The sequence below is a fragment of the Serratia liquefaciens genome (assembly GCF_027594825.1).
Taxonomy (GTDB): Bacteria; Pseudomonadota; Gammaproteobacteria; order Enterobacterales; family Enterobacteriaceae; genus Serratia; species Serratia liquefaciens_A.
The window spans coordinates 4,528,669-4,541,246 of sequence record NZ_CP088930.1 but is presented as its reverse complement, the minus strand read 5'-3'; the positions used below and the strand labels follow the sequence as shown (position 1 = coordinate 4,541,246).

General features: G+C 54.0%; 10 protein-coding genes. 1 reads left to right on the top strand and 9 read right to left on the bottom strand.

The window, feature by feature from the left end:
- Positions 1–2: 2 nt before the first annotated feature.
- On the top strand, positions 3–1,469 hold the full coding sequence (locus tag LQ945_RS20980) for a sensor histidine kinase (RefSeq protein WP_270101646.1): 1,467 nt from the start codon (positions 3–5) through the stop codon (positions 1,467–1,469).
- A 7-nt stretch (positions 1,470–1,476) separates the two neighbouring features.
- Here LQ945_RS20980 and LQ945_RS20975 read toward each other — a convergent pair whose 3' ends face one another.
- From LQ945_RS20975 to LQ945_RS20935, 9 genes are all read right to left on the bottom strand, one after another.
- Positions 1,477–2,142 (bottom strand): fimbria/pilus periplasmic chaperone, encoded by a 666-nt coding sequence (locus tag LQ945_RS20975; RefSeq protein ID WP_182821115.1) that lies wholly within the window; start codon positions 2,140–2,142, stop codon positions 1,477–1,479.
- Positions 2,143–2,152: 10 nt separating this feature from the next.
- Positions 2,153–3,787, bottom strand: coding sequence for a fimbrial adhesin EcpD (gene ecpD, locus LQ945_RS20970; protein ID WP_269934242.1), 1,635 nt, complete (start codon positions 3,785–3,787; stop codon positions 2,153–2,155).
- A complete protein-coding gene (locus LQ945_RS20965) occupies positions 3,777–6,239 on the bottom strand; it encodes a CS1-pili formation C-terminal domain-containing protein (RefSeq protein WP_270103013.1) in 2,463 nt (820 codons plus the stop codon). Before LQ945_RS20965 ends, ecpD begins: the two co-directional genes overlap by 11 nt.
- 140 nt (positions 6,240–6,379) lie before the next feature.
- On the bottom strand, positions 6,380–7,042 hold the full coding sequence (locus tag LQ945_RS20960) for a hypothetical protein (protein ID WP_262240251.1): 663 nt from the start codon (positions 7,040–7,042) through the stop codon (positions 6,380–6,382).
- A gap of 80 nt (positions 7,043–7,122) precedes the next feature.
- The gene (gene ecpA / locus LQ945_RS20955; protein WP_044549247.1) at positions 7,123–7,710 is read right to left on the bottom strand and encodes a common pilus major fimbrillin subunit EcpA; all 588 of its coding nucleotides are present in this window, start codon (positions 7,708–7,710) and stop codon (positions 7,123–7,125) included.
- Between the two features lie 463 nt (positions 7,711–8,173).
- Complete coding sequence (locus tag LQ945_RS20950) at positions 8,174–8,803, bottom strand: response regulator transcription factor (RefSeq protein WP_269934243.1); 630 nt, start codon at positions 8,801–8,803, stop codon at positions 8,174–8,176.
- A gap of 204 nt (positions 8,804–9,007) precedes the next feature.
- Entirely contained in the window at positions 9,008–9,847 is an 840-nt protein-coding gene (locus tag LQ945_RS20945; protein ID WP_270101645.1) for a winged helix-turn-helix domain-containing protein, read from the bottom strand.
- A 545-nt stretch (positions 9,848–10,392) separates the two neighbouring features.
- Positions 10,393–11,817, bottom strand: a complete 1,425-nt coding sequence (locus LQ945_RS20940) for a heavy metal sensor histidine kinase (RefSeq protein WP_270101644.1) — start codon at positions 11,815–11,817, stop codon at positions 10,393–10,395.
- Complete coding sequence (locus tag LQ945_RS20935; protein WP_020825935.1) at positions 11,814–12,485, bottom strand: heavy metal response regulator transcription factor; 672 nt, start codon at positions 12,483–12,485, stop codon at positions 11,814–11,816. Before LQ945_RS20935 ends, LQ945_RS20940 begins: the two co-directional genes overlap by 4 nt.
- Positions 12,486–12,578: the final 93 nt, after the last annotated feature.

The following is a 12,578-nucleotide window of genomic DNA, read 5'->3' as shown; positions in this document are numbered from 1 at the left end:
CCATGAAAAATCTTACGTTAACGCAACGTCTGACCCTGATCTTCGCACTGCTGATGGTGGTCAGCTGCGCCATATCCGGCTGGATCCAGGTGCGCAGCAGTACCCAGTACAGCCAGGCGGTGATCCAGCGGTTGTCCGGTAATCTGGCGCAACACATTGCCGACAGTAATCCACTGTTGGGGCAAAACGGGCTGAACGCCCCCTCGGTTCACAGCCTGTTCGATCAACTGATGGCGGTAAACCCCAGCGTTGAGGTCTACCTGCTCGACAAACAGGGCAACATCATTGGCAACGCCGCGCCGGCCGGCCACCTGAAACGCCAGAAAGTGGATCTGCTGCCGTTGCAGGCCTTGTTCGATGGGGCCAGCATGCCGGTTTACGGCGATGATCCGCGCAACCTGAGTGCCAGGAAAGTGTTCAGCGCTGCACCGCTGAAGGTCAATGGCCAGGTTGAAGGCTATTTGTACGTGGTACTGCTGGGCGAAGATTACGACGCCCTGGCCAGCAACGCGCTGTTTAGCTCTGCGGTTTCCATGGCGCTATGGTCATCGGGCCTGATGGTGCTGTTCAGCCTGTTGGCCGGCGGATTCGCTTTCTATTGGGTCACCCGGCCTATCCGTCGCCTTACGCGCCAGGTCAGTGAACTGGACAGCGGCGGTATCGCAGCGGTTCAGGCCTATGCCGCGCTGCCGGTCAACGCCGCCGGGCGCGACGAAGTCAGCCGGCTGCAGCAAGCCTTCAACAGCATGGCGCAACGCATCGCCATACAGTGGCAGTCGCTTTCGCAGCAGGACCAACAGCGCCGCGAGTTTATCGCCAATATTTCGCACGACCTGCGTACCCCGCTGACTTCGCTGCACGGCTATCTGGAAACGCTTTCGGTAAAATCCGCCAGCCTGAGTGAAAACGATCGCCAACGCTATCTGGAGATAGCGCTGGCGCAGAGCCGCAAGGTCGGTCGGCTGGCGCAGGAGCTGTTCGAACTGGCACGGTTGGAGTATGGCGTGGTGAAACCGCAGAAAGAGCCATTTTCGCTCAGCGAACTGGTGCAGGATGTGTTCCAGAAGTTCGAGCTGGCGGCCGAGGCTCGTCAGCAACGGCTGCTGGCCGATATCGCGCCGGGCATCCCATTGGTGTTCGCCGATGTCAGCATGATTGAACGCGTGTTGACCAACCTGCTGGACAACGCTATTCGTCACACGCCACAGGGGGGCGAGATTGAAGTGCGCCTGTGGCAGCAGGCGGGCAAGGTGCTGGTTCAGCTTAACGACAGTGGCCCCGGTATCCCGCAGGAGCTGCGCGCCGATCTGTTCGTTCGGCCTTCGATTCTGAGCAGCGCGCGCCGCCATGCCAGCGGACTGGGATTGATGATCGTGCGGCGCATTTTGCTGTTGCACGACAGCGATATCCAACTGGTTGAGCGGCCGCAAAGCGGCGCCTGTTTCCGCTTCTCAATCCCGCTGCGCTAGCGCGTTATTACTCGTTTAGGCAGCTTTTATCGATGCTGATAAATTTGTCGTTATAGATGATAAATTTCTGACCTTTCAGGCGAATGCCGGCATGGGTCAGCGTATCGCCAGGGCGCAGGTACTCGGTTATTCCCTGTTCGTCGGTGCTGTCACAACCGGGCTTTAGCAGGAATTTAAAGTAGGTATTGCCGGTATTGGTGAGGGTGCCGCGCTGCGTATCGAGCCGATAGGCAAAATTGATCTGACGCGGCCGCACCACCAAAATAGTGTCCATCACCACGATCGGCTCCAGCGTCACACCAGTCGCCTTTTGCCCTGCGGGATCGAATAAACGGGTCGGAATTTCTCGGAATGACACCCGGTAATAGCGCTCACGGTTATCCTGTGGCCCGCGGTAAAAGAACTTGTAATACTCGCCCTGCCCCGCCTGCAGCTGGAGCTGACGAGGGGCAAACAGCAGCTCGCCATCGGCAGGTTTGCTCCGCGTTTCGCTTTCTCCCGGTCGGTCAATGGCACGCAGCGTCACCTGATAAATACGCGCGCTGCGGTTATTGTTCAGTACGCGCTTGGCGGTGAACGATTGGTCCTGATCCATAGCGAACGTTAGGGTGCCGACGTTAATCGCAGTAGCGTGAAACGGCAGGCACAGCAGCCAGAACAGCAAGCTTCTCACGGCCCTTCCCCTAGTTGATATTGCGCCAGGTGGCTTCAACGTGGATCTCCCCGGCGGCGCTGACGTCACCGTACCAACCTGAACCGTCCACCGTTTTCAGCGAGATCGGGTTATTCATCGGAATACTGAATGTCACCCGGGTTTTGTTTAATACCCCTACCTCACCGGAAATGTCGTTCCACGGCGTACTGCTCCATAACGCATTGGTCATGTCATGCCACTGCCCGTCGCAGCCGGCGTCATAGCTCTGCTGACCGTTGGTGCTGGTGGTCACGCTGAGCGTGGCCGGAAAAGGCACCCTGGTGATGTTATCCGCCGAGGAGAACAGGCAATAGTTAATCCCGTTGATCGCCTGTGTCGGGCCCGTCGCCATCACCCTTACCTCATCGGCAGCGGTTTTGCCGCTGGTGGTGACGATATAGCCAAACTCCAACGGCGGTTCCGCCGGCCCGACATAGCCTTCACGATGAGGGGTGTTGTCATAATCGTCAGAAATGATGCTGATACTGAAATCACGCGGTTTGATAATCAGCTGATTGGAGGTGGAAAACTCATACCAGCCGGACTCCGGCGAAGTGGTGTTCTGGAAACGGAAGTTAATCAGGTCACGAGTGCCACTGTCGGAGATCCCCAGTTTGACCATCTGCTTAAAGAAATTACTGGCAAAGAAGACGTAGATGACGTTGCTGCTTTTCAGCTCGTTAAAGGTGTAATAGCTGCCGGTACCCGAGGTGTTTTTCCAGCTGTTGCCGTTCAGGCTGAACTGCAGGTCGGCGGCGTTCACCGCCGAGGTCAGCGCCGCATGGTTAATGGCCGGAAACACGTGGATCGAGGTATTGCTGACGCTGCCGTCGGTCTGCAGATCGTAGCTGACCATTTTGCACATGATGCCGGAGCGTGCGCCTATAGTCTGGTTCTTGCAGTCGGCATTGCCCTCGCCGATGATCGGTACCCCGTCACTGTTCACAAACACTTCCGACACCGCGTTGGTGTTAATAAAACGCAGATGGGCAGCCTTGCTGTGGGTAACGGTGCGCTTGTACCAGTTGCCGCTGGCCTGATTCTGACACCGCCCCCCGGCGCCGGCATCGTAGTTGGCCGAAGTCTGGCAGCTGTTAATCTGCATGCTGAATGCATCGCCGGGGGCCATCTGTTGCAAGTATTGGTAGAAGCTCGGCGACATCATGCCGTGCATCCATTTGGCGCCGCCCGGCGTCACCACCGCGCCATAAAAACCCTTTTCATCGGTGCTTTGCGGCAGGATCAGGCTGGTGTCCATATTGCAACCCGCATACCAGTTAATGCAGCGCAGGCCGAGGAACGGATTCTTGATTGGCGCATTCTCCAGCCACATGTCAAAGCGATTGTTCGCCGACAGGCCGGTGTTGTAACCATTGTCCACATAGCCGAGGCTTTGCTGATAGATGGTGCCGGAGCCGCCGTATTTCAGCCCGGTCCACTTGTTGGCGCCGGTCATACGCGGATCCAGCACGCCGGACGGGGTGACGAAAAAATTGTCGTCCGCGTTATTTTCAACGAACACGAACTTCACCGTCGCGGCATTCGGCCAGTTGGTGACGGTAACCGCCGCGTGTAACGGCAACGCCACCCACAGTATGAGCAGCAGCGCAATATTAGCCTTCATTGATCATTTCTCCCGCCTGCAGATTGCCGGCATAGGTTTTCAGCCCGGTACAGACCACGTCCCCCACCCACACGGCGCCCTGCGCCTTGCTCAGATCCAAATCCACTTCACAGCTCTGGTTGCCGCTGTGGGTAAAGTCGATAACCGGGAATTTCTTATCGACGTCCATAATGAATTCGCCTTTATCATCGGTGCGGGTGCGGCCGATATGGTTTTTGATGTAGGCATTGGCCAGCAGGGTGCCGTCTTCAGCCTTGATGCGACCGAATACCGTCACCATCTGTTTGATTTCAGGGGTGATCACCGCCACGTTACCCGGATACAGCGTCAGTTTGCTCTTGCGTTTGGTGACGATGTCGAAGCTTTCCGCCGAGTTTTTATTGTTCATCAGCTCCACTTCGTACTGACCGTACGGCGACAGCGGCACATAGTTTTTATTGCCGGTCAGCTTCACCGTCCGCCCATCGACCCGAGCCGTCAGCATGCCGTCGTTTTCAATACCGGTATTAAAAATGATGCCCGCATTGCCCTCGTTTCTGCCGCTGACCGCAATATCGCGCCCCTGCCAACCCACGCTGCCGCTGGCGGACAGGCTTGAATTGACGTAACCGTCGGCGGAGCTGCTGACGTTGACCGTACCGACGGAATACTTGGTATCAAAGCGCGCATAGGCACCGCCGTTAACGCTGTTGTCGCCTTTGGTATCACCGGAGATCGCCCGCGACAGGTTGGCACCGAGGGTGCGGATCGGGCCGTTTTGAATGTCCTTGCGTGCCGCCAGATTCGCGGTGGTATAGCCGTTCTGATTAGAAACACCGGCGCTCAGCCAGTTGCCCATCGGCAAAGAGAAATCGAGCGCGATATATTTGCCGGTATTCGAACTGTAGCCGCCGTTGTTGTAGCGCTGTACGCCGGCGCGTACGCCAAGCGTGCCAAAGCGGCCGGTAAACACGTTTTGGTAGTAATCGGCGTTGTAGTAATGGCTGTTGTTCTTTTTATCGTCGTTGTAACTGAGGCTCAGGCTTCCCAGCGGCGACCACAGGGCGCCAAAATTCATCGTTCCGCCTATGGCGCGGTTATGCGCATCGTTTTGCAATAGCTTGTCGCCAATCACCGTTTTTTCCTGATTGACCCACAGGCTGCTGAAACCACCGGGCAGTGCGGCACTGACGCTGTTGACCAGGCTCCAGGAGCTGTCGGATGCGGCCATGTTCTGCACATTAAACTGAATCGACTCGGTGAGCGGCACGCTGATACGACTCTCACCGACGGCGTTGCTGTCAAACGAGTAGCCGGACAGCGCCCAGTTGAGGTTTTGCGCATTGCCGGTGGCCGATACGCCAAGCAGATAAGAATCTTTTGCCGGTCGCTGACGTTGGTCATCGCCGCGCCAATCGTCCATTCGGATCATTCCCCCCCAAAACTGCCAGGCCAGCGGCGCATTGGCACCACGATTGGGGCTGAACAATTTATTGACCCGTTGCATGCGTTTATCCACCACCCTGCCGTTGACCACCACTTCGACTTCGACGTCATAAATACCGTAAGGCAAGTTACCGGTATCCACTTCATGGTTGCCCATAGCAAAGTTCTGTACGCTGAGCAGCCGCCCCTCGCGCGACAAGTGCACTTCCCCCGCAGAAGGGAAGAACGCCACGATAGGCGTCAGCGACTGGCTGTTATCGAAGACGGTGGAGTTGGCACGGTTGCCGTAGGACAGACCGTAGATCTTGCTGGAGTTGATGGTAGTGACCGGCCCCAGCGACTGCAGGTTCCAACTGTCGAGCATGCCGGCGGCAAAGCGGCGACCGGCAAAATCGCGCTCATACATCGCCTTGTACAGCGTAGCATTCTCGTCGCCGCTGCCAATGCCATAAACCGAGCCGTTCACTTCCACATGGTGCTCACGCAGCGCGGTAACGCTGTTGAGCGACAGGTAGCTGGAGGTATTGCCCTCGCTGGCCCGGGTGCGGTTATCGTAAACGCCGAGGTTGTAATCCAGCGTGCTGCTGAGAGCATTGACGCTCGAAGCGCCGATGTCGCTGGAACGTGCACGCAACAGGGTTCCCATCGCGCTCTCTTTTACCACCAGCTGCAAATTAAGCTGACGGAAATCCAATGCCAGCCAGGCGTCCGGCGTCAGGGCAATACGCTGCTGCCGATCAAAAGCGGCTTCCTGCAACGCCTGTAGCTGCGTCACGGTTTCCGCGGTCAGCGGCGTACCTTCGTCGCCGTCTTCCAGCGTAATCTGACGGATTTTCAGTTGGTCGTTATCCAGGTACAAGAAAGCGTGACCGATACGACGATCGTCTTTTACACCGCTATTTTTCTCGAAGTGCAACAGCAGTGGGATGCTCATGCCTTCGCGCAACGCCAGACTGAAGGTCTGCGGGATCAACACGCCATCAATTTGGGTCAGCCCGGCAGCCATTGTCGTCTGGCCAGGCAGCATCACGGCAGGAAGTACGATCGCGCCGGCGGCAAACAAGGTTTTCAACAGCACATCATCCAGCGCACCTTTCACTTCCCACTCCTTGAATTCTGGTTATGAGTTCCCTTTCGCATAGGCTTTGCCGTGGGTTCCGCAATGCGCTATTTCACTGGGATAAACTGTTCGCCGTGCCACAGCGCCACGCGGCCTTTCTTCTCACCGACGTTCACTTTGGTGAAGCCGCGCTCCTTGCCCGGCATGACGAAATAGTTTTCCTTGCAGTCATTGCCCTCTTTCTTGTCGCGGCAGTTGCCGTACGCCACCACCTTGAACGTGGCATTGCCGGTGTTTTTGATCTGGCCGTTGGCAAACTGATAGTTGAATTGGTCCTGTCTTGGCGCCACCACCAAAATGGTGCCAATGCGTGCTGAAGTCGTCGCCACCGCATTGCGTTTAGCCGAGTTTTGCCCCGCATCGCTCAACGCCTGATCGAACCAGACAATGCGGTAATAACGTTCCTGGTTGTCGTTGGGGCCTTTGTAATAGAAACGGATCACGTCGCTGGCATTGGCCGGCAATATCAGGCTGGCCGGCGACAGCAACATTTCATCCTTGCTGCCCATAGGAACCACGGTGCCGGACTCCAGCGGGCTGGAAATTCGCTCGATTTTTATGTTCACCAAACGACCGCTGTCGGTGGTGTTCCTGATTTCTTTACTCAGACGCGCGCTATCGCTGTGCATGAACGAGCTGATCTCACCGACATCGAGCGCGAAAACGGGTTGAGACAGCAGCAGGAGAGCGGCGAGAGAGGATCGTTTCATGACGGTATTCCAATGGCGTTCTTCAGCGGTGGGGAATAAACAGGGGGTTGCCCCCCTGCTTTAAACCGGTGACTCCGGGATTAAGCGGTCCAGGTGGCGTTGAATTCCACGCTCACGTCACCGCTCCAGATGCCTTCCGGCAGGGTGCTGAAGTCGGTCACGGCGGTGGTACCGTCAGAGGTGGCGCCAATGATGGTGAAGGTGAACTGGTCTTGCGCGCTGGTGCGGACAGCCTTATTGTACGCGTTGGACAACGCGCTCAGATTGCCGCCCAGAATACCGGCAGAGGTGTCGATCATGGTGGTTTCAGCCGTTTTCTCTACCGCTGCACCGTTGTAGTTCACGCCGACATTCAGGGTTGAACCCGAGGTATCGAGCTGAGTCAGGGTGTTGGAAACCAGTTTGGAGGTCAGTTTGAAAGCGGTTGCCGTAGCGTCCCCTTCCACGGTCACGTCAAACAGACCTTTCTGGCTGTTAAAGCCCTTGATGCCTTCCGCATAGTTGAAAGACAGGCTGCCAATGGGGGTAACAACCAATTTGCTGGTGGTGTCCTTTTTTGCAGTGGCAGACCAGGTAGCCAACGCCTGAGCAGTCACGTCGGCGGCTTGAGCAGTGCTGACCGCAGCGAAGGCGGAAATGATTGCCAAAGCCAGTGTAATTTTCTTCATGGTAAAACTCCCTTCAACTTTAAATATGATTGTGCGTCCATTAGCGTGACGTGCCTTAACCAGCCACTTACATGAGTGCTTTTAGCCAGTCTGCTTGACGGAGAAAAGAGTAACCGCATCAGATCAAAAAAGAATCATTAACTATCAATTGATAAATATTTAGTTTTATATTCTGATATTAATATTTATAACCTTTTCATTAAGTTAAAAAAACCAATCCAGAACCTATGCAAGGACAAAACGCTTGTTGTTTTTGTCAGCCATACAACGCCAAAATAAGCATATAAAATGCGCCATTACGCCAGAGCAAAATAAGCGCGGCCGTTTTATTTTTGTAGGATGTTTAATTTGATGCAGATCAATTCATCCGGCAGCCAGGCGGGTGAATAAGGGAAAACTCCCCGATGGTAAAGTATTAAGCCGCCGGTGCAGCGAATTGCGATGGCAGACCGGCGGTTAATTCTTAAACTGGGTGTCGAATTCTGAAAGCTAAAATCAGGCGCATGAAACCGGCCTGATTAAGACCCAGCTTGCGCATGATATTCAACTTATGGCTACTGACCGTTTTACAACTTCGATGGGTCACGCTGGCAATATGACGCGGATTTCCGCCGGCAATCATCATCGCCAATATTCGCCATTCGCTGCGGGAAAGGGGTTCTACTGACGAGGTCAGCGCCGTCTGAATGCCTGGGCTGCAGTATCTGCCTCCGTTACCGGCAGCCTCTATCGCTTCAACTAAACAATCCAGCGGATCTTCTTTTGCTACCAGGGATAAATGAGTTTCGGCTTCCAGAATGGCCAATATGCTGGCGTTAGTCACGCCCGTAAATATGATCAGGGATGTCTTCGGCAAAATATCATTTATGGTTAGAATGAAATGTAATACATCATACAAACTCTCATTTTCATTATACAGTTCCATAATGAGGATTTGTTGTTCATTCACCTTAAGTAAGGCCTCTATTTCCCTGATACTGTAGACAAATTGATAGCGCATGGGGTCGGGATCAATAAGAGCCCGTAATCCTTTTCTCACCCAGGGGTTGGGTTCGAAAAAGAGAATGTCCTCCCTGAAAGAGATATTCTTCATAATCTATTACCATAATTAGGTATAAAAATAGCGGTTGATGCGAAAGTGCTGAACATCGCAGGCTAACAGAATATAAGGCCAGAGCCAGATAAATGCTGTATTATTAACCAGGCGGTCGAAATTAAGTATTTAATATCAAGACAATAAATTTGGCGGCATATTCCTTTCCCCCGGGGTGGCGTTCATCCTGACACCGATCGATGATTAATGGGTAATTACAGCGTTGTCGCTTTCGAGACCTGAACAAATTTCAACCCGGTGCTCACGCAAAATGCGACAGCGTAGAAAAAACAACCGGGAAATACCGGAAATGTAAGAGCGCACCTGATTGCTGCGCACCACCAACAGGAATTCATCACCGCTGCATTCTGCCGTCTGCGGGCCGGCATAGGCCAGAATGTCACGGTTCAGACCAGCACTGACTGCGGCCGAGGTACCGGGCATCGACATAAACACCTTGCAGCTGTTGACCTTGCCAAGGTAAACCTCCTGGCGAGTCGCAGAACCACTGAGATAACTTGTGATACCGACCACCAACATGATCACGCCCAGCGCCACCACGCTGGCCACCGCCCACCAGCGTCGGGAATAACCGGCATAAACAGTCTGATTAACGGCGGTTTCGCCAGGCGCCGGGGCTATTTCTTGCTGAACGTGCGGGCGTGTGGCCGCAGGTATTTCTCCGTCGGCAAAACGGTCTTCCTGGGCTTCGCAGGACTCAACGATTATTTCGTAACGCAGCATAAAACCGACCTTTGGGACGGTCGCAATCACCTCTTCTTCAATACCCAAATTCTTAATGACCCGGCGTAATTTACTCACGCACTGGTTAAGATTATTGTTTCCAGAAACCATCCCATAATCATCCCAAACCTTCTTGAATATCACCTCCCGCCCCACGGCTTCACCATGATGCATAATCAATAGCAGCAGTAACCGCTTAGACGGATTAGAAATCGAGATGGGATCATCAGAAAACTCCGTTGGGCTCAAGGTCCCCGTATCCACATCAAAGATGATATGGTCATTTAATCTATATTTCATTTTTTCACAGGTTTCACTCTAGTGATTATTTATCGCCAGGCGTTAAATGTTAATAAAATATTAAGCGACATCTAATCAGGTTAATTATTCAAGCTCAGCTACCAATCGTAATGAAAATCAATTAACGCCACAAAATGGATGTGTTACATTTTATCGTATTTGATATAAGAATTTTCTCATAAGACATAACCAAAGATTATACAAACATCACTATCATTGATATATTTATATGTAAAAGATCTTAAAGTTAGTTTTTTGTTTTGTAAATTACCGCCTTTAAGCTGAAAATTCTCATCATTCATTTAATGCAAGCAATTTTAATAGCAAAGTAACGGGGGATGAATTTTGACAACGTCAGGCTCACTCAGAAACTGGGGATCCCAGCGTCACATCGGCCTAATTCTTGGCAGAATTAATCTTTTAATGTGGGGGATATTGGGGAAAGAAAAGGTAAAATGAAAGTAATTGGTTACGAATAACCGCCTTCACCGATCATGTCTGATACACCACATAACCGATAAATGATCTTGAATGGCGGGCATAAATTAATCAAAGGCAGGAAATACCAGGCTAAAGGTTATCCAGGCAGTGTTTTCTCCCGCAGCACAGTGGGCATGCGCCGTACCGCCATGCAGCGTCATGATAGCGCGGACGATCGCCAGCCCCAGACCGCTGGCGTGACTTCCCGCACTGCGTGCAGCATCGGCACGGTAGAAGCGATCGAACAGCTTATCCAGATGCGTCGGTGAAATGGGCGGCCCCTGATTGATAACCTGTATCACCAGCCCACCATTGGCCTGGCTGACGGCCCGCAGCTGAATCTCGCTGTTTTCATCGGCATAACGTATTGCGTTCGACACCAGGTTGCTCAGTGCACGTTGAAACAGCATCGGATCCGCCGTCCACAGCCCCTCGCCCTGGCAAACCAATGTGATACCCCGCTCTTCCGCCAGGCCTTCGAAATAGTCCGCCACCCGTTGCAGCTGTTGCGCCACATCAAGACGCTGATAGTTCAATACCGCCTGTCCTTCACCGGCGCGGGCCAGAAACAGAATGTTTTCCACCATGCGGGAAATACGCTCCAACTCCTCCATGTTGTTCGACAATAGCGTTTCATACTCTTCCACGCTTCGGGCCTGATACAGCGCTACCTGACAGTGTCCCATCAACGCCCCCACCGGGGTACGGATCTCATGTGCCAAATCGGCAGAAAACTGCGTCAAACGCTGATAGCCTTCGTTCAAACGATCCAACATGGCGTTAAACGAACGGGTCAGCTGTTGCAGCTCCTTCGGTGCTCCCTGTTCACTCAGCCGGGTCGACAACGTATTCGGCGTTATCACCGCCGCCTGCGCCGCCATGCGCCACAGCGGCTGCAATCCGCGACGCATCACCCAATACCCCAGTAATGCGATCAGAATGAAGGCCACCACCACGGCTGCCACTATCCGCCACAAATAACGCGCCAGCATTTTCTGCTCATTGATCATCACGTGGGCGGCGGAGATCTGCAGCAGGGTGCCGTCCTCCAGCCGGACCAGTGCCGATACGGCACGCAATGGCACGCCCTGCTCAGTCTGCCCACTTTGTACTGCGCTCAACCGCTGAGGCACACCGACCGGTGTTGGAGTCATCGGTGGCAGGCTCAGCTTGGCCGGATTAACGTTGATTAACGGCCTTTGCCCCGGCTGTTGAAAAATCAGTACGTCCTGTTCGTTGCCCAGCATATTTTCGAACAGGCCGGTATTCGCCGTCAGGCGATCCAACGGAAAACGCTGGCTGAGCAAATGGCGGTAGTACTCCACCCGGCCGGTGACCTGCAAATCGCTGCGGGTGGTCATTTCCTGGCGCATTGCGCCATACAGGTAGCCTCCCGCTCCGCTGACCACCAAAGCCGCCACCAGCGCAAACAGCATGGCGCTGCGCAGCGTCAGAGAAAGCGCACGCCAACGTAGGGCCAAGGCCTTCATGAACGCGGCTCGCAAACGTAACCGATGCCACGCACGCTGTGGATCAGCTTGACCTCGAACGGCCGATCAATTTTTGCTCGCAGCCGCTTGATGGCGACATCCACCACGTTAGTGTCACTGTCAAAGTTCATGTCCCAGACCTGAGAGGCGATCATGGTGCGTGACAATACCTCCCCCTCGCGCCGTACCAGAAGATGCAACAACATAAACTCTTTATTGGTCAGCGCGATCACCTGCTCCTGCCGCACCGCTTTACGGCGCAGCACGTCGAGCTGCAAGTCGGCAATCACATAGTGGTCGGCTTCACGTACCGTGCCACGCCGCAGCAAAGTGCGCAGACGCAACACCAGTTCCGTAAAGGAGAAGGGCTTTATCAGATAATCATCGGCACCCAGTTCGAGGCCATGAATGCGATCCTGCACCCCATCGCGCGCCGTCAGAAACAGAATGGGCACATCACTTTTCTTGCGCAGTACCTCGATAATCTGCCAGCCGTCCAGCCCTGGCAACATCACGTCCAGCACGATAGCGTCATAGCCGTGTTCCAGTGCCCGAAACAGGCCATCAGTGCCGTTACGTGCCAAATCGACGCTGTACCCCGCCTCTCCCAGCCCCTTTTTCAGGTAATCACCCGTGCTGATGTCGTCTTCAACCACCAGTATTCGCATTATCGCCACCTCATGACTCTTGCGGAAATACTAGCAGTTCTGACGGACATTCTTGATGACATTAATGTCATCAAACGGACATGGTGCTGTCCC